We start from the raw sequence: 22,927 nt of genomic DNA, 5'->3' as shown, positions 1-22,927 counted from the left end.
TCAGGCGGTCTACGCGGTCAGATCGCGCGTCGCCGGCCCCTCCAACAAGGTGCCGTCGGGCGCGAAGCGCGACCCGTGCAGCGGGCATTCCCACGCCTTGTCGGCGTCGTTCCAATTCACGATCCCGCCGAGGTGCGGGCACACCGGTGAGACGCGGTGCTCGGTGCCGTCGACGCGGCAGCGGGCCTCGAGGTGCCACGGCGGGCCGCTCACCACGCCGCCCTCCCCGTCGGGGCTGCGACGGCCGATGCGTGCCGCCGGGGTGATCCAGCCCTTGGTCAAATTGAAGCCGACCTCGAGGTTGGCCTGCAGCGCCGTCCCCAGGCCGGTCAGCTCGTGCGGACTCCAGCTGGCGAACGCGCGCGCCCAATCCATCCGCCCACCCAGCATCCGGCTCGACAGCGCCAAGGCCGCCGCGGCGCCATTGGTCATGCCCCACTTGTTGAAACCCGTTGCAACAAAGATGTTTTCATTGTTCGGCAGGATGGGGCCCACATACGGCAGGTGGTCGATCGGCGTGTAGTCCTGCGCGGACCAGAAATGGGTCTGCACGGCCCCCGGAAAGTGCTTGCGCGTCCACGTCGCCAGCTCATCGAGCGCTTCGGACGGGCTCTTCTCGCGGCCGACGGTGTGGCCCGCCCCACCGACGATCAGCCTTTCGCCATCCGCGACCGGCGCGTAGCGCACCGAACGTGTCGGCGAATCGGTGGTGATCATCATCGGCCGGGTGATGTTGCCGGGAACCTTGAAGGCCAGGCAGTAGGACCGGCTGGGCTTGACCCGCGCGAAGTAGCCGCCGCGATCCAGGATCGGGATCCCGGTGGCGAGCACCAGCTGGCCGGCCTGAAGTTCGACGTCCTGCTGGGCGGCGTCGTTGACGTGCACGCGCACGCCCTTGCCGCGCGTGGAGACTCGTCGCACCCGGGTGCCCTCGACCAGCCGCCCACCCCGGTTGAGCAACTCGACGGCCAACGAGTCGAGGAAGGGCATCGGATCGAACTGGGCCTGGTCGGGCAGCCGCACGCCGCCGTGGTAGTCGAACGGCACGTCGGCATCGTCTTCCCACACCGCCGGCAGGCCGGCCGCCTGACACGCCTTGAGTTCGGCGCGCGCCGACGGCACGCCGCGGGCCGACTGGGCGTAGGTGTAGGCGTCCTCGCGCTGCACCGCCACCCCGTGCGCCTCGCAGTGGCCCAGCACCCATTCCTGTCCCTCGCGATTGCCGTCGACGTAGGCCCGGGCCACGTCCCTGCCGTGCCGCGGCAGTACCTTCGAGAGCTGACTGCCTTGCAGCAGGCTGATTTTGGCGGTCGTGTTCCCGGTCGCGCAGGCACCCACCGTGCGCGCCTCCAGCACCAGCACGTCCTTGCCCGCGCGGGCGAGCAGAACCGCCGTCATCAGCCCGGTGATGCCGGCGCCCACGACGATGACATCGGCGGATGCGGGGCCCCGGTCAAGCGGGCTTGCCGCCCACGGGCGTTCGGTTCGGTCGGTCATCCACAAAGAAGTCACGGCTGTGCTGATACCCCAACCCGGCACGAAGAAACGCCGCGCGGGTTCACGCCCGCTTCAGCCGGGCTTTCGCCTCCGTGAGCGAGTCGGCGGCGGCTCGGCTGGCTTCCTCGGCCCGCTCGTAATTGTGTTCGGCGCTACCGAGTTCGCGCTCGGCCGCCCGCAGCGCCCGCGCCGCCTCGTCGCGGCGGCGCCGGGCCTCGTCGCGTTGGGCTTCCCGCTCGGACAACCGGTCGTCGGCTTCGGCTTTGGCCCGCTCGGCTTCGGCGACCGCCGCGCGGAGCTTCTCGACGCGCCCGCGATGGGGTTTCTCGGGCGCCGATTCCGGCGCCGCCTCCCCGAGGGCGCCGAAACCCGACCACTGTTCGGGCCGCGTCAGTCGGCCCAGCCGCGCCCTCACCTGCGGGTCGGCGACGGCGGCTTGCAGGGTGCTGGTCAAATCCTCGCGCACGGACGCCGACGGCTGCTTCACCTCGGCGGCCCGCAGCGCGTCGCGAGTGAGTTCGTCGATGAGCTTGTGTTGCTCGACCGACAGGTCGCGGATGCGCGCGCCGTCCATCGCGGCGTGCGCCGCCCGCAACCGCTCACCGAGGTCGGCCAGGCGCTCGCGGGTGTCCTTGCGCCGCAGGGCCAGCCGGTTGACGATCCACGCCGCCGTCGTCGGCTTGGTGGCCGCCGAAATGCGTTCGGCGGCGGCGTCGTCACCGCGCTTCCTGGCCGCGGCCGTCAGCCGGGCGCGTTCGGCGGTGAACTCCTTGGGCGGCACGCCATAAAGATCGTCGAGTTCCTCGTCGGCCATGAAGCCATGATCTCTCGCGGGCCGGGCGTCGGCATGATTCTTTGCGCCGGGCGTGTACCCACGGCGAGGTCCGGCGATCTTCTCGCCCGAATGCGCGTTCGGCCCAGGACACCTGCACGTTTACGGGCAGGGCGTCGCGGGTTATCAGGTGCACACCATGACATTCCCTTGGCCCCGCCGGCTCCTGCTGGTCGTGTTCGTCGTTGTCGGCGTGGTCGGCGCGATCCAGATCGCATCGCGGGATCATCACTCCGAAACCGCGGCGACGACGCCCGGGCCCGCGCACGTGACGTTCACCCCCGCCCCCGACGCACACGACGTCGACCCCGTCGCTCCCGTGATGGTCAAGGCCGAGGTGGGCACCCTGGCCGGGGTCGACATGGTCAACGAGGCCGGTACGTCGGTCCAGGGCGTTATGACCCCGGACAACCTGGTGTGGAAGCCCACCGTCCCGTTGGGCTACGGGCGCACCTACACACTGACGGTCACCAGTCGCGGCACCAACGGTGTTGCGGCCAAACAAGTCTCGACGTTCACGACGTTGCGACCGTCCAACCAGACCAAGGTGTCGTTCACGACCACCGCGGAGGCGCCGCTGCGCGGCGGCGGCACCTACGGCGTCGGAACGGTCATCGTCGCGCACTTCGACGAGCAGATCGCCGACCGGGCGGCCGCCGAGCGACACCTGGCCGTGACCACCACCCCGAAGGTCGAGGGCTCATGGTTCTGGGTCGACGGCCAGAACGCGCACTGGCGCCCGGAGCACTACTACGCCCCGGGCACGCAGATCACGGCCGAGGCGCAAATCTACGGAATCGCTTTGGGCGACGGGCTATTCGGGCAAGACGACAGTCGGGTCTCGTTCCGGATCGGGGATGCGCACATCTCCATCGCCGACGACGCCACCAAACAGATCAGCGTCTTCAACAACGGAGCGCTCGTGCGCACGATGCCCACCAGCATGGGAATGGGCGGCACCGAAGATGTCGGCGGCCGCAAGATCTCGCTGTGGACCCCGCCGGGCGTGTACACCGTGCTCGACAAGGGCAATCCGGTCGTCATGGACTCCTCGACCTTCGGGTTGCCCAAGAACTCCCGGCTCGGGTATCGCGAAACCATCAACTACGCCACCAAGATCAGCACCGACGGCATCTACCTGCACGAGCTCGAAGCGACGGTGTGGGCCCAGGGGCACCGCGACACCTCGCACGGGTGCTTGAACCTCAACGCCGACAACGCGAAATGGTTCTACGACTTTTCGGTGCCCGGCGACGTGGTCGAGGTCCGCAACAGTGGCGGGCCGCCGCTGGCGCTGGAGCAGAACGGCGACTGGACGCTGAGCTGGGACCAGTGGCGCGAAGGCAGCGCGCTCAAGCCCACCTGACATTCGCGCGACGTGATCCAGACGTGACGCAGCCCATTCGTTACCCGGAATTGTGCCCCACTTCACAGGAAACTCTTGACTCGTTCCAGATAAGTGCGTCATATTGGTGCGGTGTCATCGACGGCCGATTACGCGGACAGGTTGCGGATGGCCGATCTGCGGGTCACCCGCCCCAGGGTTGCCGTGCTGGAGGTCGTAGACGCGAATCCGCACGCCGACACCGAGACGATCTTCTCGGCGGTCCGGGTGGGCCTGCCGGATGTGTCCCGACAGGCGGTGTACGACGTCCTCAACGCGCTGACCGCGGTCGGCCTGGTCCGGCGCATCCAGCCGTTGGGCATGGTCGCGCGCTACGAGTCGCGGGTCGGCGACAACCACCACCACGTCGTCTGCCGGTCCTGCGGGACCATCGGCGACGTCGACTGCGCCGTCGGCGAGGCACCGTGCCTGACACCGTCGGACGACGACAACGTTCTTGATGGCTTCGTTCTCGACGAGGCCGAAGTCATCTACTGGGGCCTGTGCGCCGATTGCTCGACTGCAGGCTCCTAGATCACAGCCCGTGATCGCAGCCCGATTCACCCACCCTCGAAAGGAATGCTGTGTCATCTGATACAACCAGTAGCCGCCCACCCCAACCAGACAGCGGGACGGCTAGCAAGAGCGAAAGCGAAAACCCAGCAATCCCTTCACCCAAGCCGAAGGCGCATGCCCCGCTGACCAACCGGGACTGGTGGCCCGACCAGGTCGACGTCTCGTCGCTGCACCCGCACTCGCCGCTGTCCAACCCGCTCGGCGACGACTTCGATTACGCCGCGGAGTTCGCCAAGCTCGACGTCGAGGCGCTCAAGGCCGACATGATCTCGCTGATGACCACGTCGCAGGACTGGTGGCCGGCCGACTACGGCCACTACGGCGGCCTGTTCATCCGGATGAGCTGGCACGCCGCGGGCACCTACCGCATCCACGACGGCCGCGGCGGCGCCGGCCAGGGCATGCAGCGCTTCGCCCCGCTGAACAGCTGGCCGGACAACGCGAGCCTGGACAAGGCCCGGCGGCTGCTGTGGCCGATCAAGAAGAAGTACGGCAACAAGATCTCCTGGGCCGACCTGATCACCTACGCGGGCAACGTGGCCCTGGAGTCGATGGGCTTCAAGACCTTTGGCTTCGGCTTCGGCCGCGAGGACGTCTGGGAGCCCGAAGAGATCCTCTGGGGAGAAGAGGAGGAATGGCTGGGCACCGACAAGCGCTACTCGGGTGAGCGCGAGCTCGCGCAGCCCTACGGCGCGACGACCATGGGCCTGATCTACGTCAACCCCGAAGGCCCGGAGGGCAAGCCCGACCCGATCGCCGCGGCGATCGACATCCGCGAGACGTTCGGCCGGATGGCGATGAACGACGAGGAGACCGCCGCGCTGATCGTCGGCGGGCACAGCTTCGGCAAGACCCACGGCGCCGGTGACGCCGACCTGGTGGGCCCCGAGCCGGAGGCCGCCCCGATCGAACAGCAGGGGCTGGGCTGGAAGAGCTCGTACGGCACCGGTTCGGGCAAGGATGCGATCACCAGCGGCCTCGAGGTGGTCTGGACGCCCACCCCGACGAAGTGGGACAACAGCTTCCTGGAGACGCTGTACGGCTACGAATGGGAGCTGACCAAGAGCCCCGCCGGGGCGTGGCAGTTCACCGCCAAGGACGGCGCGGGTGCGGGCACGATCCCCGACCCGTTCGGCGGTGCCGGGCGGGCCCCGACGATGCTGGTGACCGACATCTCGTTGCGGGAGTCCCCGATCTACGCCGACATCACGCGGCGCTGGTTGGACCACCCCGAGGAGCTGGCCGACGCGTTCGCCAAGGCGTGGTACAAGCTGTTGCACCGCGACATGGGCCCGATCAGCCGCTACCTGGGCCCGTGGGTCGCCGAGCCGCAGCTGTGGCAGGACCCCGTCCCTGCCGTCGACCACGAGCTGGTCGACGACAACGACGTCGCGGCGCTGAAGAAGAAGGTGCTCGAATCCGGGTTGTCCATCCCGCAGTTGGTCAAGACGGCCTGGTCGGCGGCGGCGAGCTATCGCAACACCGACAAGCGCGGCGGAGCGAACGGTGGCCGGCTGCGCCTGCAGCCGCAGCGCAGCTGGGAGGTCAACGAGCCCTCCGAGCTCGACAAGGTGCTGCCGGTGCTGGAAAAGATCCAGCAGGACTTCAACGCCTCGGCATCCGGTGGCAAGAAGATCTCGCTGGCCGACCTGATCGTGCTGGCGGGCTCGGCGGCCGTCGAGAAGGCGGCCAAGGACGCCGGCTACGAGATCTCGGTGCACTTCGCGCCGGGCCGCACCGACGCCTTGCAGGAGAGCACCGACGTGGAGTCGTTCGCGGTGCTCGAACCGCGGGCCGACGGATTCCGCAACTACATCCGGCCGGGTGAGAAGGCGCCGCTCGAGCAGCTACTGATCGAGCGGGCGTACCTGCTCGGCGTGACCGGTCCGGAGATGACGGTGCTCGTCGGCGGTCTGCGTGCCCTCGGTGCCAACCACGGCAGCAGCAAGCACGGGGTCTTCACCGACAGGCCGGGCGCGTTGACCAACGACTTCTTCGTCAACCTGCTCGACATGGGCACCGAGTGGAAGGCGTCGGAGACCGCCGAGAACGTCTACGAGGGACGCGACCGGGCTTCCGGCGCGCTCAAGTGGACCGCGACCGCGAACGACCTCGTCTTCGGCTCCAACTCGGTGCTGCGTGGCCTCGTCGAGGTCTACGCCCAGGATGACGCCCACGGGAAGTTCGTGGAGGACTTCGTCGCGGCGTGGGTGAAGGTCATGAACAGCGACCGGTTCGACCTTAAATAACAGTCGGATAGCGAGCGACACCCCGCGGGCCACCGGTTCGCGGGGTGTCGTGCGTTCGGATCAGCGCGCCAGATCCCATTGTCCGTAGTCGGGCGCGAGGACGTCGTCGACGTCCACGTTGATCCCGCCGAGCAGCGGGCCCGGGTTCGACGGGCTGTTGACGACGGCCTGGTAGAGCACCGCCGCCGGTTCGCGCTCCCCGTGCGACCACGACCGCGTCTGCCACGCCCACCGGTGCCCCGGCGTGCTGGAGTTCCCGATGACGCCGTCGCGGATCGCCCAGCCGCACGCCCTGGCGTGCCCGTAGATGCCGGTGCGGCCGACGCCCAGCACCGAGTTGATCCCTCGAAACCAGTCGACGGCAACGCCATTCCAGGTGTTCTCGTCGATGTCGTCGTCGATGCTGAAGAAGATCGGCGCCGAGTCCGGTCCCCCGGCCGCGGTGTGCAGCCGCATCGCCGCTTGAGCGTCGGCGACGCCTCCCTCGTGCCCGCGGGTGCAGTCCGACGGGTCGGGCCAACCCGGCTTGCCGTACTGGAAGTTGCTGACGATCTGCAGGCCCGCCGCGCGCAGCGAGTCCGCGTACGGGCGGGTGATGGGCTTCGCCTCGAAGTTCGCGCCAGGCCGCGACTCCGACACGTAATTGACCACGCCGCCGTATCCCGCGGCCTTGATTTCGTCCGGCGCGATCCTCTTCTCGGCGAAATCGATCAGCGTCAGTCCGGCGGCCGCCGCCGTCGGTCCCTCGGCCATCGCGGCCGCCAGGCCGAGGATGGTCGGGGCGAACGCGTACCTCAGGACGTCGCGTCTGGAGACAGATCGCGGCGCGTGTCCCGCCGGTGCAGCCGAATCCCGCACCGCGCGATGGTAACAAAGGCCGCGGGCCGCTCATTTTCGCCGGTCAGCACCGGCAGGTCCCCGGCCGGAAAGCCGGCGGCCCTCCGCCAGTGGCATGATCTTTGCGTGTCGGACATCCCGGGGGCCGTCTCCGCGCGAGACGGAGGATTTCGGGCTCGTTGCGCTCGCTTAGGTGATCGAACTATAGTCTGGACACATGTCCAGTTTGCTGTCACGGAGTTCGGGAGCCCGTTGACCGCGATGGATTCGGCGCCTTTCCGCGGTCATTTTCCAGCAAAGAAGAGTTGAGTATGCGAATTGCCCTGCTGTCCTACCGTAGTAAGACCCATTGCGGCGGACAGGGCGTCTACGTGCGCCATCTCAGCCACGGTCTGGTGGAACTCGGTCACGACGTCGAGGTGTTTTCCGGGCAGCCGTATCCCGACCTGCTCGACCCTCGGGTCCGGCTCACCGAGGTTCCGAGCCTTGATCTGTATCGGGAACCCGACCCTTTCCGGGTGCCGCGGCCGAGCGAAATTCGCGACTCCATCGACCTTTTGGAATTGCTGACCACGTGGACCGCGGGCTTTCCCGAACCGCGGACGTTCACGATGCGGGCCGCGCGGTTATTGGCCGAGCGGGCAGCCGATTTCGACGTCGTGCACGACAACCAGAGCCTGGGCACCGGGCTGCTCACCATTGCGGGCGCGGGACTGCCGGTGGTGGCCACCGTGCACCACCCGATCACCCGCGATCGGGTGCTGGATCTGGCCGCGGCGCGATGGTGGCGAAAACCGTTGGTGCGCCGCTGGTATGGGTTTTTGGACATGCAGCAGGAGGTCGCCCGCCACATCCCCGACCTGTTGACTGTCTCGTCGTCCTCGGCCGCCGACATCATCAGCGACTTCGGCGTCTCGCCGGACCAGCTGCACGTGGTGCCGCTCGGGGTGAATACCGAGCTGTTCAAACCGGGCTCCGGCCCGCGGGAACCGGGTCGCATCATCGCGATCGCCAGCGCCGACACCCCGCTCAAGGGCGTCCGTACCCTGCTGCAGGCGGTGGCCAGGCTGCGCACCGTCCGTGATCTCGAGTTACGGCTCGTCGCCAAGGTCGAACCCAACGGCCCGACCCACAAGCTCATCGCCGAACTCGGGATCTCCGACATCGTGCACATCACCAGCGGGCTCTCGGATGCCGAGCTCGCGGCGTTGTTCGCGTCCGCGGAGGTGGCGTGCATTCCGTCGCTCTACGAAGGGTTTTCGCTGCCGGCCGTGGAAGCCATGGCCAGCGGCACCCCGATCGTCGCCAGCCGGGTGGGCGCGCTGCCGGAAGTCCTTGGGACGGACGGCGCTTGCGCCGAGCTGGTGCCGCCCGCCGACGTGGACGCACTGACCCACGCGCTCGCCGAACTCCTGGATTCTCCGGAAAAGCGCCGCAACCTCGGCAGGGCGGGACGAACACGCGCAGTCGACGTGTTCAGCTGGGAAGCCGTCGCCGCCCAGACCGTCCGGGTCTACGAGCGGGCGATCGCCCGTACCGCGCGGGGCGAGGCGACATGCTGACAGTCGATTTCGACCGGCTCGGGATCGGGCCGTCGAGCAAGGTCATCGACGTGGGTTGCGGCGCGGGCCGGCACGCGTTCGAAGCGTATCGACGCGGCGCCGACGTCGTCGCCTTCGACCGCGACGAGGACGAATTACGGTCGGTCGACACCATTTTGCGCGCGATGGCCGACAACGGCGAGGCGCCCGCCGCAGCGTCGGCGAAGGTGGTGGTCGGTGATGCGCTCACGTTGCCGTACGCCGATCAGACATTCGACTGTGTCATCGCCTCGGAGATTCTGGAGCACATACCGCAAGACGACATCGCCATCGCCGAACTGATCAGGGTGCTCAAAGTCGGCGGCACGCTGGCGGTCAGTGTGCCGCGCTGGCTGCCCGAACGCCTGTGCTGGTTGCTGTCCGACGAATACCACGCCAACGAGGGCGGCCACGTGCGCATCTACCGGGCCAACGAATTGCGCGGCAAGATCCTCGATGGCGGAATGGAACTGACACATACCCATCACGCGCATGCGCTGCACTCGCCCTTCTGGTGGCTGAAATGCGCTGTGGGCGTCTCGAACACCGACCACCGCGCGGTGACCGCCTACCACAAACTTCTGGTATGGGATCTGATGCAGCGACCCAAGATCACCCAGCTTGCCGAGTCACTGCTCAATCCGCTGGTCGGCAAGAGCGTGGCGATGTACTTCGTCAAGCAGCAGGACGCCGATAGCCAAGCGAGCGCGGGATATTCAGTTGCAACGGTCTAACCTGCCCGCGGTCGCCGGGGTACTCACTCCCGAACAATGCCGACAGACCGCGCTGGCGATTGCCGCCGCACAGGAATCCTCGGGCGCCATCCCCTGGTTCGAGGGCGGCCACACCGACCCGTGGGATCACGTGGAGTGCGCGATGGCGCTCACCACCGCCGGACTGCTGGAGCCCGCGCGGGCGGCCTTCGACTGGAGCCGCCGCACCCAGCGGTCCGACGGCTCCTGGCCCATCCAGTTTCGGGCGGGCGTGATCGAAGACGCCAACAGCGACAGCAACTTCTGCGCCTACATCGCCGCCGGTGTCTGGCACCACGTACTGGTCACGGGCGACGCCTCGTTCGCGGCCGACATGTGGCCGGCGGTGCGCAAGGCTATTGATTTCGTCATCGACATGCAGGTCGGCAACGGTGAAATCGCTTGGGCGCGAAGCGAGGCCGGTCTGCTACCGGAAGCCTTGCTGACCGGGTGCTCCAGCGTGTATCACAGCATCCGCTGCGCGCTCGCGCTGGCGGCCTTCGTCGAGGACCCGCAGCCCGAGTGGGAATTGGCGGTGGGCAGATTGGGCCACGCCATCACCGACCATCCGGAGGCGTTCACCGAAAAAGAGCGCTACTCGATGGACTGGTACTACCCCATCCTCGGCAGTGCCTTGCGGGGGCCGGCGGCGGACGCGCGCATCAAGCAGCGCTGGGACGACTTCGTCGTCGACGGTCTGGGCATCCGATGCGTCGGCGATCGCCCCTGGGTGACCGGGGCCGAGACCTGCGAGCTCGTGATGGCGCTGGATGCCCTCGGCCAGCGCTCCGAGGCTCACCGCCAGTTCGCCGCCATGCAGCACCTTCGCGAAAGCGACGGATCCTATTGGACGGGCCTGGTTTTCGCGGACGGGAAACGGTGGCCCGAGGAGCGCACCACCTGGACCGGCGCCGCGATGATCCTGGCGGCGGACGCCCTGTCGAATGCGACCGCCGGCGCGGGCATCTTCCGCGGCGACGCGCTGCCGATGGGCCTGCAGACCGACTTCGACTGCGAATGCGTCGCAGCCGGGCCCGGCCGGTAGCCGGAGACTGTCCGCTAAACGGGTTCCCCGGGCTGGCCTCTGACGCGTTCGAGCACGCGTAGCGACCCGGTGGCCGACACCTCCCGAAACTTCCCGGAATCGATTGCGCGACAGTAGATGTAGTACGGAGGCCGCCCACCGTCCTTGGGGTCGGGAAAGACGTCGTGGATGGCCAGCGCCCCACCGGCGGCCACCCACTTGGCCCATCCGTCGAAGTCCTGGTTAGCGGCGTCCTCGCTGTGGCCGCCGTCGATGAACAGGAACTGCAGCGGCGCCCGCCATGCCCGCGCCACCAGTGGCGACTTGCCGACAATCGTGACGACGTGGTCGTCCAGCTGGGCGGTGTCGAGGGTGCGGCGAAACGTCGGCAGGGTGTCGAACAAGCCCGTGACCTCGTCGACCAGCGAGGCGTCGTGGAATTCCCAGCCGGCCTGATGTTCCTCGGAGCCGTGGTGGTGGTCGATCGTGTAGAGCACGCTCGCGGTTTGCTGCGCCGCCGCGCCCAGCAACAGGGTGGATTTGCCGCAGTACGTGCCGATCTCGACGCCGGTGCCGCCGTCGAGATAGCGCAGCGCGGCGTCGTACAGCGCGCGCCCCTCGTCGGCCGGCATGAAACCCTGTACCCGTTCGGCCAGGGCGAACAAGCGCTCGGGCGCTCCCGCGTCGACGTGATCCATCAGCTGAACCTATCGCCTGGATCGGCGCCACCGTCACCGTGGTCGATGTTCGCGCTGAGCGATCACGCGAGGTCTGCGTGCCGGCCGGCCAGCGGGCGTGGCGGGATCGCTTTACCATCATGGGCGTGCGCGCCTTGCCTATCCGTAAATTCGCTGCCGTCGGCCTTGCCGCGGTGACCACCGCGGCCACCCTGGTGCTGGCCACCGCGGCCCTTCCGCCCGCGTCGCCGCTCGCGGCGCCATCGGCCGCCGCGGCCTGCGCGCCGGTGCAGGTCGTGTTCGCCCGCGGCCGCAACGAATCGCCGGGACCGGGCGTGCTGGGCAACGCGTTCATCAGCGCGCTGCGATCCAAGGTGAACAGGACCGTCGACGCCTATGCCGTGCGATACCCCGCCGACACCGAGGTCGCGCAGGGCGCCAACGACATGAGCCACCACATCCAGGACATGGTCAACAGTTGCCCCGACACCCGGCTGGTGCTGGGCGGCTACTCGCTGGGCGCGGCGGTCACCGACGTCGTGCTCGCGGCGCCCATCGGCGCGTTCGGTTTCGACAGCCCCCTGCCGCCGGGCGTCGACCAGCACATCGCCGCGGTCACGTTGTTCGGCAACGGAAGTCAGTGGGTGGGTCCGATCACCAACTTCAACCCGACCTATAACGACCGGACCATCGAGCTGTGCCACGGCGCCGACCCGATCTGCAACCCGGCTGACCCGAACACGTGGAAGCAGAACTGGCCCCAGCATCTCGCCGGCGCGTACATCGACGCGGGCATGGCCAACCAGGCCGCCGACTTCGTCGCCGGCAAGCTCTGAGCCAGGCGCGCCGGGCGGTACCCGATTCGGCGCGCCGGCCAGACGCCAGACCGCTCTTGCCGTCTGTCGTTGCTGCCAACTACGTTGACGCCGCGCGGAACCTAAGATCGATCCGACTGCGTATGCCCGATTCGTGCCGCCAGCTGAGAGGAGACGCGATGCCGCGTCTGAAGCCGATCCCACGGGACGAAGTCAGCGACGAATTCACGCTGAAGATGTATGACTTCATGTTCGGCGATCGCGACCCGGTGGCCGAGCCGGGCACCATCGGTGGCACTCCCGGCAACTGGTGGACGGTGATGGCGCAATCCCCCGCCGCCCTGCGCCACGCCGTGCGTGGCTTCCGCCTGTACCGCGAAGAGGTTTCCATCCGCGCCGACCACCGCGAACTGGGCCAGATCCGCGCGGGCTGGGTGGTCGGCAGCCAGTTCGTCTTCTCGCAACACTGCAAAGCGTGCCGATCGGCGGGTTTATCCGAGGAGAAGATCGCTGCCATACCGTCCTGGCAGACCGCCGACTGCTTCGACCAGACCGAGCGGCTGCTCCTGGCCTACACGGATTGCCTTGCGGGACAGCATGGCCGGGTTCCGGAGCGGCTGATGACCCAACTGCGGGAAATCTTCAGCGACACCGAGATCCTCGAGTTCACCTACACCACAACCATGTACGTGATGCACGCGATCATGTCTCGGGCCTTGCGGCTGGAATTTGACGACGTCGACGACCCGACCGTCGAGGTAGTCGATCCGGAAGGCGGCGGTGTGCTCGACATCGGTGCCGCCACGTCGCCGGATGACTGACTATCGCGGTGGGAGACCCGGTCGCCGCTTGCGGGCCTAGGCGATTGCGCGGGGGTGGCCGGGCGGCTCGACGGCCGCCCGGCGCCGCGCTCGCAGACCCACGACGCCGAGGATCAGCCCGGCCCCGATCTCACCGACGGCGGACAGCCAGGAGAACCAGGTGACATTGATCCGCGGTCCCGCGGTGAAGCTGTCCTGGTGGCCGGGAAGAAACGTGGGCAGCACGTGCGTAGACGAACAGGGTCGCGCTGCCGAATCCGACGACGATCGCGACCCGGGACGCCCAGGGGGTGGCCGCGCAATATCAGCGCGAGGGCGATTACCACGATCAGGCCCTGGATCGTTCCGCCGACCATGACCGCCGGCGGCGATGCCGACATCCCGCGCCGGAAATGGTCGATCGCGTGCACTGCAAAGGCGGCGACGAACCCGATCGTCGCCGTTGGTATCGGACGCTGTGTTGTCACCGCATCCCAGTTGCCGGACATCGGCTTCTCCCAACTAGCGACTACTACAAACGGTAGTAGCTCTGGGGATGCGTGTAAATACCGCGACCGCGGGGTGTGGCCGCCGCCCCGCTTAGGTCGACGAACCCTCCAAAGTCGCGCGGCGTCAATGTCTGAACAACTATTCAAATAGGACACATATGTTCAGCGACAGTATATGTTTTCGCGTCGTGAACATATATTTCCATAGCAAATTCAGCGCTCCCGTCGTTGAGTTTATCGAACCACAGTCGGGCCAATTAAAATCAATGAGAGCGTGTATGAAAGGCAAAGTTCAGCCCTTTTTCACTGCAGCGGACGCGTTGAACGTGTCGCTTCGCGATAAATACCGTGTCGGGGCAACCGGACACGTCGGTGTGTTCGTCCGGGGTCCAGTCCACTGAAGGGAAGTCAGATGTCGTCCGCATCTTCTGCTCCAGACAAGCTGTCGGCCGCGGCCGCAAACCTGCAATCGATCGGCGCGGCACTCAAAGCCGAGAACACCGCCGCGGCGGCCCCGACGGTCGCGGTCGTTCCGGCCGCGGCAGATGAGGTTTCAATGTTGACCGCGGTGCGATTTGCGGCTCATGCTCAACGGTTTCAGGAACTGAGTGCGCGCGCGGCCGCGATCCAAGACCTGATGGTGGTGATGCTGGCCGCCAGCGCCGGCTCTTATGCGGCGATCGAGGCGGCCAACACGTCGTCGGCGGAGTGAGCGTTCGGGCGTCCGGGGATCTGCCGTCGCGGCGGCCAAGAGAATTCGGTAACAGGGGCGCGTAAAACGCATTGGCGAGTGCCAAACTACGCTCAAATCAATCGAGGACTATATCTCGCAATACACGATGATCGACAACGCCATTGTTCACGTGACGACATTCGTGAAAGGTTTGGTGTCCGCGGCCGCGGCGGCTGCGGCGGCCAAGCGGTCGAGGATAAGGGGGTGATGCGCTGGACTCCGTCGCCGCCGCCCACGGACGTATCTGCGCCGGGCCATGGGTAGGCGCGTGGGGTGCGCGTGATGGCCAGGCACCCAGCGAACCCGAAAGAGATCAGGCCGGGGTGTTTGTGCTCGAGTAGGCCTTGAAATTGCGGATCAAGGGAATAACCGCATTGCCCGAGACCGCTGCGCGCTGACGGGTCCGAAACGAAGGATGGCGACGCATCGCTTCGCTACGTTCGCGTTCACGACGTTGGGCGGCGGCCCATACCGGGTGGGACTGAAGGAAAATAACCGTGCCTTCTTGGGTATTCGCCACGATCGTCACTCCTCTCAGACCACCCGCAAAGCTAGGACAGTGGTTATTGGATCGTGATCCCAGAATGCCCGCCGAATCCTGAGACCAAACCATCCCCCGAGATGAGAATTGACCGTGAATTCCCAAATCTCATCCGGGTGCCGCTGCCGTGCCGCCGGCCCGCGCTCGGCCGACCGTGATTCGAACCGTAGCGGCAGGCTCCGACAATTCCCGTTTACCGTCGTGCACGGCCGGCTGCTAGGGTCCCTTGCTTATGCCGGAGATCGATCGCCGCCGCATGATTTTGACAACCGGAATCGGGGTGCTGGCAGCCGCGCTGCCGGCCCCGAAAACCTGGGCCTCCCCGGCCGGACGGGATGAACCCGCCGGTCGGATACCGGCGCCCGCCGCGCCCAGCGGCCAGTCCGGGACCTACATATTCGCCGACGAATTCGACGGCCCTGCCGGTTCTGCACCCGATGCGTCCAAGTGGGTGGTGGCGAAAGCCCGCGAGACGATCAAGGACCCGACCTATTGGGAGCGACCCGAGAACATCGGCCAGTACCGCGATGATCGCCGGAACGTGTTCCTGGACGGCAAGTCCAATCTGGTCCTGCGCGCCGCCAAGGACGGACCCACCTACTACAGCGGCAAGGTTCAGAGCACCTGGCGCGGCGGGGTCGGCCACACCTGGGAAGCCCGGATCAAGCTGAACTGCCTGACCGCGGGCGCCTGGCCCGCCTACTGGCTGGGCAACGACGACCAGGGCGAGATCGATGTCATGGAGTGGTACGGCAACGGCAACTGGCCCTCGGCCACCACCGTCCACGCCAAGGCCAACGGGGGCGAGTGGAAGACCCACAACATCGCGGTGGACAGCGCATGGCACACCTGGCGATGCCAGTGGGACGAGGCCGGCATCCGGTTCTGGAAGGACTACGCCGACGGCGCGCAACCCTACTTCGACGTGCCGGCCAGTGCCCTGCCCGATTGGCCGTTCAACGGGGCGGGTTACACGGCCTATCCGGTGTTCAACCTGGCGGTGGCCGGCTCGGGTGGCGGTGACCCCGGCCCCGGCACCTACCCCGCCGACATGCTCATCGACTGGATCCGCGTCTGGTAGACGGGCGCGCTCAGTGCGTCAGCAGGGCGGTCGCGCTCCAGGCCCGGCCACCCGGACGGCGGGGATCCGGCTGCGGCAGCCACGCGAGCGGGCGCATCACCAGCGGTAGGCGACGCATGCGGTGGGCGGCCACATACAGCGCTTGCACGTCGACGGTGCGCCAGCCGAGGTTTTCGAAGTAGGCCAGCCCGTTCTCGGGTGCGAACTTGAACGGCGCGTTCTGCAACATGCCCGCCATCTTCTTGTTCATCATCTTCTTCAAACCGGGCCCGGCGAAGTCGAGCATCCACCAGTGGACCTCGGGCCGCGTGATCGCCGCGGAAAGGGCGGTCACGTCAGCGTCGTCCAGATACATCAGCAGGCCCTCGGTCAGCACCAGCGCCTTGGTTGCGCCGTCGAGCGCCTCGTTCAGGAAGGCGTCGCGGGCCTGAGGGTCGGCGAGATCGACGGCGGTTCGCGTCAACCGGCAGCGCGGCACCTGCTCGGCGAGCACCTGCGTCTTTTCGGCGAGCAGCTTCGGCAGATCCGCTTCCACCCAGACGAAGTCGGGGGGAAGGTCCAGCCGGTACGGCCTGGTGTCCAGCCCGGCGGCCAGATTCAGCACCCGGTCGCATCCGTCGGCGATCGCGTCGGCGATGGCGTCGTCGATGATCTTGGTCCGCGCGACCAGCCACCAGCCATTGCGGGTCGTGCGGGGCACGTTGTCGACGATCGCGCGGCCGTGGTCACCGGCCAGGAGTCCGGCGAGCGGGTCGCTGAACAACGCGTCGGGGCGCGCCGATTCGGTGGCCCGGTGCAATGCCGTCCACCGGGCCGTGTCCGAAACATGGGTGATCGCGTGCGCGGGGCCAGACATACGTTGCGTTATAGCACCTCGTTGCCGCCCTACTGACCGGCCCCGTCCGCGCGGCTTTCGCGCGAGAGTGCGACTCCGACGGTCTCTCTCGGAAAGCGTGTCGGCAGTTGCACTCTCGCACGTCGGATTGCCCGCGGCGGGGTCCGACCGGGATCTACAGCTGCGCCCAGACCGACTTCGTCTTCAGGTAGATCTCCAGGCCCTCTTTGCCGAACTCGTGGCCCCAGCCGGACTGCTTGTAGCCGCCGAAGGGCACATCGTGGTCGAAGACCAACTGGCAATTGACCTGAACGCTGCCGGCCTGCAGCCGCCTCATGATGCGGTGGGCCCGGCCGAGGTTCTCCGTCCACGCGGTGGCCGCCAGGCCGTAGGTGGTGTCGTTGGCCAGGGCCACGGCCTCGTCCTCGTCGTCGAACGGCAGGATGGTGACCACCGGCCCGAAGATCTCCTGCTGGTACAGGCGCATGCCCGGGTCCACGTTGGTCAGCACCGTCGGGTGGACGAAGTAGCCCTTGCGGTCCAGGCGGTGGCCCCCGGTGACCACTTCCACGCCGTCCTTCTTGCCTTCGTCGATGAATCCCATCACCCGGTTCAGCTGCTTCTGACTGATCAGCGGGCCGCTGACGCAGCCCTCTTCGCTCGGGGCGCCCAGCTTGAACGAATTCGCCATCATCGCAATGCCTTCCACGACCCGGTCGTAGACCCCGCGCTGGGCGAAGATGCGCGACCCGCACACGCAGCCCTGGCCGGAGTGCACGAAGATGCCCAGCGACGCCATCATGATGGCGTTGTCCAGGTTGGCGTCGTCGAAGATCAGCACCGGCGATTTCCCGCCGAGTTCGAGCGTGACCTTCTTCAGGTTGTCCGCCGACGCACGCACGATCTCCTTACCGACCTCGGTCGAACCGGTGAAGGCGACCTTTTCGACGTCGGGGTGCGCGGTGATCGCGGCGCCCGCGGTGTGGCCGTAGCCGGTCAGCAGGTTGACGACGCCCTCGGGAACGCCGGCCTCGTGGATGAGCCTGTCCAACAACAGCGCCGACAGCGGCGTCTCCTCGGCGGGCTTGACGAGCAGGCTGCCGCCCGCGGCCAGGGCCGGCGCGAGTTTCGCGCTGGCGTTGAAGATCGGGCCGTTCCACGGGAAGATCAGCCCCACCACGCTGTACGGCTCTTTGAGCGTGTAGGCGTGCATGTTGACGTAGTTGTCGGTCGCGATGCCGTCGGTCTTGACGTCGTAGGCGACGCCGTTGATCTTCGAACACCAACCGGCGTAGTAGCGGAAGAACTCCGAACAGGTGGACATCTGTAACTGGGCCTGCATCAAGGGCATTCCCGTGTTCAGGGAGTCGAGTTGGGCGAACTCTTCGGCGTGTTCGTCGATCAAATCCCCAATCCGCCACAAGATCTTGGCCCGCTCGCGGCCGGGAAGGTCGGACCAGACACCCGACTCGAACGACGCCTTCGCCCGCGCGGCGGCCTCGTTGACCGCTTCCTGCCCGCAGTCGGTGAACTCGGTGATCGTCTCCTCGGTCGCGGGATCGATGACCGTGATGACGTCACCCGTTCCGGGTCGCTTTCGAAGGTCGTCCAGTACCGCCTGCACCGTCATCTGATCCCTTTCGTCTTGCCAGTCGTCGCAACCAGCGCCGAATGCGCTCAGTGCTGAGCACTTGCTTAGCATTCTGCACACGGCTGGTCAAGCATTCGCAGGCGGATGGGCTCAGCGCAGTTCTTGGATACGAATGAGGTTGCCCGCGGGATCGCGCACGGCGCAGTCGCGAAGGCCGTACGGCTGGTCGGTGGGCTCCTGGACGATCTCGACGTCATTGCCCTGGAGCTGTTCGAAGGTGCCGTCCAAATCCTTGGTGGCCAGCAACAGTGTGGCGTAGCTGCCCTTGGCCATCATCTCGGCGATGGTGCGGCGCTCGTCGTCGGTGAGGCCCGGGTTGGCGGCCGGGGGGTTCAAGACGATGGAGGTGTCCGGCTGGTTCGGCGGGCCGACCGTGATCCAGCGCATCGCGCCCTTGCCGACGTCGAGGCGGACTTCGAAGCCGAGAACGTCGCGATAGAAGGCGAGTGACGCTTCCGGATCGTCATGGGGAAGGAAGCTCGAGTGAATGGTGATGTTCATGCGGTCAGGCTAGGTCCGGCCCGCCGGCGGCTGCTTCTCGATTCCTGATCGGTCTCGACACCTGTTTGGCCACGCATGGCGGTACGCCGGCCAGCGCATCGGTTGACTGCCGGCGATAGGTGCTGGGTGGTACACCCACCAATTCGGTGAACCGGCTACTGAAGGTGCCCAATGACGAGCAGCCGACCGCGAAGCAGACCTCGGTGACGCTCAGGTCGCCGCGACGAAGAAGCGCCATCGCGCGCTCGATGCGTCGCGTCATCAAGTAGGAGTACGGCGATTCGCCGTAGGCAGAACGGAATTCGCGGCTGAGGTGGCCGGCGGACATGTGCGCGTCACGGGCCAGCGCTTCGACGTTCAACGGCTGCGTGTAGTCCCGGTCGATTCGGTCCCGGACGCGGCGCAACAGAACAAGGGTCCGCAGCCGCTGCGCCGTCGCGCCCGCTCTGCCGGTCACTCCGGGCTACCGCAATCGGTTAGACGCCGACAAGTTCCGGGTGGAACTTGGCCGCCATGCGGCGAATTCCCTCGCGCCAGTCGACCGTGGTGCTGCCGATGAGCTCGTGCATCCTGTCGACGGTGGTGGGGTTGCCGCGCAGCGCTTGGTCGCTGGGCTCGAAGATCGGCGCTTTGCCGACCAGCGAGCCGAGGTAGTCACACCACTCCTGCAGGCTGACGGTCTGGTCACCGCACCAGTTGACGGTGGTGGCCGGGACCGACGCGACCTGAAGCAGCTTGGGGATGGTGGCGATGATGTCGTCCTCGTGAATCGGGTTGTAGCGGGCGGGTTCGCCGGGCGGCACGGGGATCGGGATGCCGGCCAGCATCATCTCCATGTGGTAGAACGGCCACCCGCCGTTGTCGCCGTAGGGGACGTTGAGCCGGGCGATCGTGGTGGGCAGTCCGATGACACGGGCCACCGAACGGGCGACCACCTCCCCGGCGATTTTGGAGATGGAATAGGTGGGAAACACCGGCTTGTGGTTGTCCCCCAGGGCGGAGCGCTCGCTGCGGGGGTCGTCGTCCGGGGGGTCGTAGACGGCGGCCGACGAACAATGCAGGAAGGCCTTCGCCTCGCGGCAGTGGGCCATGAGCAGGCCCACCGACTCCGCGTTGGCCGCCAGGTCCTTGTCCCAGCTGCCGCTCTTGGCCACCGCCAAGTTGAGCACGTAATCGAAATCCTTTGGGATACCGTTGAAGTCGCCGGCGGCCAAATTCACTGTCTCGCATCGAATTCCGGCCGCCTCGAGGCCTTGTCGCGCGGCGGGATCGGTGAAGCGGGCGATCCCCCACACTTCGTTGTCGGCCGCGAGCGCCCGGGCGATGGGGGTCGCGATTTGACCGGTTGGACCGGTGATCAGGATCTTCGAGCCGCGCATGGGGGCAATGCTAGCGAGGAGCCGTTGGGCCGTCAGTGGATCCGTCAACGTTGGCCGGCGGATCACAGCCCGGGCTGGTCGTCGATGATGCCCAGCCATATCTGCGCGGCGTCGATGGCCACCTTCTCGCTGATGAAGGCGTGCTGGGTGCCGGTGTAGATGTCACGGAAGGCGCGCTCGAGCCGGCTGCCCTCCCGGATCGAGGTGGTCCCGGCGACGAGATGGGCCCACTCGGCGCAGCTTCGGGCGGTGTCGGTGGCGAAGACGGCGGCCACCCGCATGTCGGCGCGCAGGGCCGGTGTCAGCTCCTCCCCCGAGGCCACCGCCGCCTCGGCGGTGGTGAACGCGTCGAGCACCAGCAGCCGGGCCGCACGCCAGGCCGCGCGGTGATGTGCCAGCCCTTTCTGGAAGGTCGGGCGGCTGGCCAGCGACGCCATGTCACTCATCCGGAATTTCGTCGCGGCCAGCTCCTGAACGTCGTCGAGCATGCTCTTGGCGACGCCCAGGGCCCACGACGCGTGCCCGGCCGCGGTGACGGGCATCAGGCCCATCCGGGTGGCCGGCGACGATCCCCGGTGCGGCTGCCGGGTGAACAGTTCGAACGTGCGGCCTGCCGGGACGAACACGTCGGTGGCGCTGTAATCGTAGGACCCGGTTCCCTTGAGCCCCTGGACATACCAGCCGTCGTCGAAGCTGATCTCGGAGCGGGGAATGACAGCGACCCGCATCTCGGGGAAACCTTCACTGATCCAGCGCATCTCGCCGTTGTCCATCGGCAGGAATCCGGCGGCAACGTAGTGCGAGTGCCCGATTCCCGAACCGAAGTTCCACACCCCGGTGACGACGTAGCCGCCGTCGACGGCGGTTCCCTGTCCGTTGGGAAAGAATTGACCGCCCATGGTGACGCGGTTGTCGTGGGCGGCGAACACCTCGGCGAAGCCCTCGTCCGGCAGGTATGCGGCGGCGGCGAAGGACGACGGCAGATTGGCGATCCCCACCCAGCCGAACGACCCGTCCTGCCAAGCCATTTCGATCCAGGTCTCGATCATCTCGGTGAAAGACGGCTCGACGCCGCCGGCGGCGACGGGGTTGAACGCCGACATCAGCCCGCTGGCCCACATCTCGTCGACGATCGCCGGAGTCAGGGTGCGCATGCGTTCGGATTCGGGGGCCTGGGCAGCCACCAGCTCGCGCATGCCGCGCGCGAGCGAGACGACCCGGTCTTCGGTGTCGGCGATCGACGTCATGGGGGTGACCGTATCAACCGGCCATGGCTTTGAGAACGAAAATCGGCCGTCGCGGCACGTCGTTTACGGTGTGGGTTGTGCGCTGGATCGTCGACGGCATGAATGTGATCGGAAGCCGCCCCGACGGTTGGTGGAAGGACCGCGAGGGTGCGATGGTCGCATTGGTGGAGCGCCTGGATCGATGGGCCTCGAGTCAAGGAGAAACGGTGACAGTGGTTTTTGAGCGACCGCCGTCGAGGGTGATCGCGTCGTCGGCGGTCGAGATTGCCCACGCCCCCAGGGCGGCCGCGAACTCGGCCGACGACGAGATCGTCCGGCTGGTCGCGGCCGACGCCGCGCCGCGCGACATTCGGGTGGTGACATCCGACCGCGCGCTGACCGAGCGGGTGCGAAGCCTGGGGGCGTCCGTCCATCGGTCGGAAAGCTTTCGCGACCTTGTCGATCCGCGGGACCGATGACCGCCGGCGCGCCGGGCCCCGTACCCAACCGGGTCTGCGCGCTCGCGCGCATCGACATCCCGATCATGCAGGCCCCGATGACCTACATCGCCGGCGCCCAGCTGGCCGCGGCGGTGTCGAACGCCGGGGGCCTCGGCATCATCGAGACCACCTCGGATCAAGGCCGAGCCGACCTGCGGCGCGTGCGCGACCTGACCGACGGCGCCGTGGGCGCCAACATCGCGCTGCTGTTCAACCGTGATCCCGCCATGCTGGATTTACTTGTCGCCAACGACATTCGGTTCGTGACCACCTCGGCCGGGGACCCCTCGCTGTTCACCGATCGGCTGCACGACGCGGGCATCACGGTCTTCCACGTGGTGGGCACGTTGGCCGCGGCCCGCAAGGCCGTCGACGCCGGCGTGGACGGGCTCGTGGTCGAAGGCGTCGAGGGCGGCGGCTTCAAGAACCGCTTCGGCGCCTCCACCATGGTGCTGCTGCCCTTGGTGGCGGCCCACGTCGACGTTCCGATCGTGGCCGCCGGCGGGATCTGCGACGCCCGGTCGATGGCGGCCGCTTTCGTCCTGGGCGCCGAAGCGGTGCAGATGGGCACGCGGTTACTCGCCTCGGCGGATTCGCCGGTGCACGGCAATCTCAAGCAAGCGGTCGTCGACGCCGACGAGACGGGCACAGTAATGCTCCCCCTCGACGGCAAACGGATGATGCGCGTCATCCGCACGCCCGCGGCCGAGCGGCTGGACGCCGCGACGTCTGCCGGCGAGGGCGCCGCGGCGCTGCAACGCGTGCAGCGGCTCTATTTCGACGGCGACCTGGACGCCAGCGTCGCCAATACCGGCCAGGTGGCGGGTCGTATCGACGACCTGCCCCCGGCCGCCGACATCATCGATCAGATGTGGAAAGGCTGCCGCGAGGTGCTCGCCGCCACCGCCGACCGCCTCGGGACGGTCGGCGGCGAGGCGCGCGCCTAGC

The 22,927-nt window shown here is 67.4% G+C and carries 24 protein-coding genes; 12 read left to right on the top strand and 12 right to left on the bottom strand.

Annotated features, from left to right (window positions below):
* Positions 1 to 9: 9 nt before the first annotated feature.
* Positions 10 to 1,497 (bottom strand): FAD-dependent oxidoreductase, encoded by a 1,488-nt coding sequence (locus tag QGN30_RS15200; RefSeq protein ID WP_014380134.1) that lies wholly within the window; start codon positions 1,495 to 1,497, stop codon positions 10 to 12.
* 61 nt (positions 1,498 to 1,558) lie between these two features.
* Positions 1,559 to 2,311, bottom strand: a complete 753-nt coding sequence (locus tag QGN30_RS15195; RefSeq protein ID WP_136245409.1) for a hypothetical protein — start codon at positions 2,309 to 2,311, stop codon at positions 1,559 to 1,561.
* Between the two features lie 157 nt (positions 2,312 to 2,468).
* Here QGN30_RS15195 and QGN30_RS15190 point away from each other — a divergent pair, with 157 nt between their 5' ends.
* The 3 genes from QGN30_RS15190 to katG all read left to right on the top strand — a co-directional run bounded on the left by QGN30_RS15190 (position 2,469) and on the right by katG (position 6,538).
* The gene (locus QGN30_RS15190) at positions 2,469 to 3,695 is read left to right on the top strand and encodes a L,D-transpeptidase (protein WP_248923083.1); all 1,227 of its coding nucleotides are present in this window, start codon (positions 2,469 to 2,471) and stop codon (positions 3,693 to 3,695) included.
* A 111-nt stretch (positions 3,696 to 3,806) separates the two neighbouring features.
* On the top strand, positions 3,807 to 4,247 hold the full coding sequence (locus QGN30_RS15185) for a Fur family transcriptional regulator (protein ID WP_008256681.1): 441 nt from the start codon (positions 3,807 to 3,809) through the stop codon (positions 4,245 to 4,247).
* A 50-nt stretch (positions 4,248 to 4,297) separates the two neighbouring features.
* Positions 4,298 to 6,538 carry a catalase/peroxidase HPI gene (katG, locus tag QGN30_RS15180; protein WP_008256682.1) on the top strand — a complete coding sequence of 747 codons (2,241 nt, stop codon included), beginning with the start codon at positions 4,298 to 4,300 and terminating at the stop codon, positions 6,536 to 6,538.
* A gap of 60 nt (positions 6,539 to 6,598) precedes the next feature.
* Here the strand turns inward: katG and QGN30_RS15175 are convergent, their stop codons facing one another.
* On the bottom strand, positions 6,599 to 7,396 hold the full coding sequence (locus QGN30_RS15175; protein ID WP_014380139.1) for a DUF1906 domain-containing protein: 798 nt from the start codon (positions 7,394 to 7,396) through the stop codon (positions 6,599 to 6,601).
* Positions 7,397 to 7,686: 290 nt separating this feature from the next.
* Between QGN30_RS15175 and QGN30_RS15170 the strand changes: the two genes are divergently transcribed.
* Genes QGN30_RS15170 through QGN30_RS15160 form a run of 3 tightly spaced genes read left to right on the top strand, consistent with a single transcriptional unit; the run spans position 7,687 to position 10,752 of the window.
* On the top strand, positions 7,687 to 8,937 hold the full coding sequence (locus QGN30_RS15170; protein ID WP_008256684.1) for a glycosyltransferase family 4 protein: 1,251 nt from the start codon (positions 7,687 to 7,689) through the stop codon (positions 8,935 to 8,937).
* Positions 8,931 to 9,689, top strand: coding sequence for a class I SAM-dependent methyltransferase (locus QGN30_RS15165; RefSeq protein ID WP_248923084.1), 759 nt, complete (start codon positions 8,931 to 8,933; stop codon positions 9,687 to 9,689). Before QGN30_RS15170 ends, QGN30_RS15165 begins: the two co-directional genes overlap by 7 nt.
* Complete coding sequence (locus QGN30_RS15160; RefSeq protein ID WP_014382555.1) at positions 9,676 to 10,752, top strand: prenyltransferase; 1,077 nt, start codon at positions 9,676 to 9,678, stop codon at positions 10,750 to 10,752. The genes QGN30_RS15165 and QGN30_RS15160 overlap by 14 nt, the downstream gene beginning before the upstream one ends.
* Before the next feature lie 14 nt (positions 10,753 to 10,766).
* Here QGN30_RS15160 and QGN30_RS15155 read toward each other — a convergent pair whose 3' ends face one another.
* Positions 10,767 to 11,429 carry a class I SAM-dependent methyltransferase gene (locus QGN30_RS15155; protein WP_248923085.1) on the bottom strand — a complete coding sequence of 221 codons (663 nt, stop codon included), beginning with the start codon at positions 11,427 to 11,429 and terminating at the stop codon, positions 10,767 to 10,769.
* A 119-nt stretch (positions 11,430 to 11,548) separates the two neighbouring features.
* Between QGN30_RS15155 and QGN30_RS15150 the strand changes: the two genes are divergently transcribed.
* A complete protein-coding gene (locus QGN30_RS15150; RefSeq protein WP_248923086.1) occupies positions 11,549 to 12,244 on the top strand; it encodes a cutinase family protein in 696 nt (231 codons plus the stop codon).
* 158 nt (positions 12,245 to 12,402) lie between these two features.
* Positions 12,403 to 13,044, top strand: a complete 642-nt coding sequence (locus QGN30_RS15145; RefSeq protein ID WP_064939062.1) for a carboxymuconolactone decarboxylase family protein — start codon at positions 12,403 to 12,405, stop codon at positions 13,042 to 13,044.
* Between the two features lie 36 nt (positions 13,045 to 13,080).
* On the opposite strand, the gene QGN30_RS15140 is transcribed toward QGN30_RS15145, so the two are convergent.
* Complete coding sequence (locus QGN30_RS15140) at positions 13,081 to 13,269, bottom strand: hypothetical protein (protein WP_248923087.1); 189 nt, start codon at positions 13,267 to 13,269, stop codon at positions 13,081 to 13,083.
* A gap of 675 nt (positions 13,270 to 13,944) precedes the next feature.
* Here QGN30_RS15140 and QGN30_RS15135 point away from each other — a divergent pair.
* The gene (locus tag QGN30_RS15135) at positions 13,945 to 14,244 is read left to right on the top strand and encodes a PE family protein (RefSeq protein WP_009954846.1); all 300 of its coding nucleotides are present in this window, start codon (positions 13,945 to 13,947) and stop codon (positions 14,242 to 14,244) included.
* Between the two features lie 334 nt (positions 14,245 to 14,578).
* Here QGN30_RS15135 and QGN30_RS15130 read toward each other — a convergent pair whose 3' ends face one another.
* Positions 14,579 to 14,785 carry a hypothetical protein gene (locus QGN30_RS15130; RefSeq protein ID WP_131810880.1) on the bottom strand — a complete coding sequence of 69 codons (207 nt, stop codon included), beginning with the start codon at positions 14,783 to 14,785 and terminating at the stop codon, positions 14,579 to 14,581.
* Positions 14,786 to 15,038: 253 nt separating this feature from the next.
* Between QGN30_RS15130 and QGN30_RS15125 the strand changes: the two genes are divergently transcribed.
* On the top strand, positions 15,039 to 15,887 hold the full coding sequence (locus tag QGN30_RS15125; protein ID WP_014382560.1) for a glycoside hydrolase family 16 protein: 849 nt from the start codon (positions 15,039 to 15,041) through the stop codon (positions 15,885 to 15,887).
* Positions 15,888 to 15,897: 10 nt separating this feature from the next.
* On the opposite strand, the gene QGN30_RS15120 is transcribed toward QGN30_RS15125, so the two are convergent.
* The 6 genes from QGN30_RS15120 to QGN30_RS15095 all read right to left on the bottom strand — a co-directional run bounded on the left by QGN30_RS15120 (position 15,898) and on the right by QGN30_RS15095 (position 21,500).
* Entirely contained in the window at positions 15,898 to 16,743 is an 846-nt protein-coding gene (locus QGN30_RS15120) for a class I SAM-dependent methyltransferase (RefSeq protein WP_009954848.1), read from the bottom strand.
* 154 nt (positions 16,744 to 16,897) lie between these two features.
* The gene (locus QGN30_RS15115; RefSeq protein ID WP_009954849.1) at positions 16,898 to 18,352 is read right to left on the bottom strand and encodes an aldehyde dehydrogenase family protein; all 1,455 of its coding nucleotides are present in this window, start codon (positions 18,350 to 18,352) and stop codon (positions 16,898 to 16,900) included.
* A gap of 111 nt (positions 18,353 to 18,463) precedes the next feature.
* A complete protein-coding gene (locus tag QGN30_RS15110; RefSeq protein WP_009954851.1) occupies positions 18,464 to 18,874 on the bottom strand; it encodes a VOC family protein in 411 nt (136 codons plus the stop codon).
* Positions 18,875 to 18,878: 4 nt separating this feature from the next.
* Positions 18,879 to 19,331: a helix-turn-helix transcriptional regulator gene (locus QGN30_RS15105; RefSeq protein WP_248923088.1), complete on the bottom strand. Its 453-nt coding sequence runs from the start codon at positions 19,329 to 19,331 to the stop codon at positions 18,879 to 18,881.
* Between the two features lie 19 nt (positions 19,332 to 19,350).
* Positions 19,351 to 20,253 (bottom strand): NAD-dependent epimerase/dehydratase family protein, encoded by a 903-nt coding sequence (locus QGN30_RS15100; protein ID WP_248923089.1) that lies wholly within the window; start codon positions 20,251 to 20,253, stop codon positions 19,351 to 19,353.
* A gap of 62 nt (positions 20,254 to 20,315) precedes the next feature.
* The gene (locus QGN30_RS15095; protein ID WP_248923090.1) at positions 20,316 to 21,500 is read right to left on the bottom strand and encodes an acyl-CoA dehydrogenase family protein; all 1,185 of its coding nucleotides are present in this window, start codon (positions 21,498 to 21,500) and stop codon (positions 20,316 to 20,318) included.
* Between the two features lie 77 nt (positions 21,501 to 21,577).
* Here QGN30_RS15095 and QGN30_RS15090 point away from each other — a divergent pair, with 77 nt between their 5' ends.
* Positions 21,578 to 21,958 carry an NYN domain-containing protein gene (locus QGN30_RS15090; protein WP_009954856.1) on the top strand — a complete coding sequence of 127 codons (381 nt, stop codon included), beginning with the start codon at positions 21,578 to 21,580 and terminating at the stop codon, positions 21,956 to 21,958.
* The gene (locus tag QGN30_RS15085; protein WP_009954858.1) at positions 21,955 to 22,926 is read left to right on the top strand and encodes an NAD(P)H-dependent flavin oxidoreductase; all 972 of its coding nucleotides are present in this window, start codon (positions 21,955 to 21,957) and stop codon (positions 22,924 to 22,926) included. The genes QGN30_RS15090 and QGN30_RS15085 overlap by 4 nt, the downstream gene beginning before the upstream one ends.
* Position 22,927 lies beyond the last annotated feature (1 nt).

The sequence above is a fragment of the Mycobacterium sp. 3-98 genome (genome assembly GCF_035918355.1).
In the GTDB taxonomy this organism is placed as follows: Bacteria; Actinomycetota; Actinomycetes; order Mycobacteriales; family Mycobacteriaceae; genus Mycobacterium; species Mycobacterium intracellulare.
The sequence above is the reverse complement of the archived record's forward strand: the minus strand, read 5'-3'. Positions and strand labels throughout refer to the sequence as shown.

Coding starts and splice junctions, on each gene's coding strand:
- QGN30_RS15085 (WP_009954858.1), top strand. CDS start 21,955: ATGACCGCCGGCGCGCCGGGCCCCGTACCCAACCGGGTCTGCGCGCTC.
- QGN30_RS15135 (WP_009954846.1), top strand. CDS start 13,945: ATGTCGTCCGCATCTTCTGCTCCAGACAAGCTGTCGGCCGCGGCCGCA.
- QGN30_RS15110 (WP_009954851.1), bottom strand. CDS start 18,874: ATGAACATCACCATTCACTCGAGCTTCCTTCCCCATGACGATCCGGAA.
- QGN30_RS15155 (WP_248923085.1), bottom strand. CDS start 11,429: ATGGATCACGTCGACGCGGGAGCGCCCGAGCGCTTGTTCGCCCTGGCC.
- QGN30_RS15165 (WP_248923084.1), top strand. CDS start 8,931: ATGCTGACAGTCGATTTCGACCGGCTCGGGATCGGGCCGTCGAGCAAG.
- QGN30_RS15100 (WP_248923089.1), bottom strand. CDS start 20,253: ATGCGCGGCTCGAAGATCCTGATCACCGGTCCAACCGGTCAAATCGCG.
- QGN30_RS15195 (WP_136245409.1), bottom strand. CDS start 2,311: ATGGCCGACGAGGAACTCGACGATCTTTATGGCGTGCCGCCCAAGGAG.
- QGN30_RS15150 (WP_248923086.1), top strand. CDS start 11,549: ATGGGCGTGCGCGCCTTGCCTATCCGTAAATTCGCTGCCGTCGGCCTT.
- QGN30_RS15095 (WP_248923090.1), bottom strand. CDS start 21,500: ATGACGTCGATCGCCGACACCGAAGACCGGGTCGTCTCGCTCGCGCGC.
- QGN30_RS15125 (WP_014382560.1), top strand. CDS start 15,039: ATGCCGGAGATCGATCGCCGCCGCATGATTTTGACAACCGGAATCGGG.
- QGN30_RS15200 (WP_014380134.1), bottom strand. CDS start 1,497: ATGACCGACCGAACCGAACGCCCGTGGGCGGCAAGCCCGCTTGACCGG.
- QGN30_RS15115 (WP_009954849.1), bottom strand. CDS start 18,352: ATGACGGTGCAGGCGGTACTGGACGACCTTCGAAAGCGACCCGGAACG.
- QGN30_RS15145 (WP_064939062.1), top strand. CDS start 12,403: ATGCCGCGTCTGAAGCCGATCCCACGGGACGAAGTCAGCGACGAATTC.
- QGN30_RS15190 (WP_248923083.1), top strand. CDS start 2,469: ATGACATTCCCTTGGCCCCGCCGGCTCCTGCTGGTCGTGTTCGTCGTT.
- QGN30_RS15120 (WP_009954848.1), bottom strand. CDS start 16,743: ATGTCTGGCCCCGCGCACGCGATCACCCATGTTTCGGACACGGCCCGG.
- QGN30_RS15170 (WP_008256684.1), top strand. CDS start 7,687: ATGCGAATTGCCCTGCTGTCCTACCGTAGTAAGACCCATTGCGGCGGA.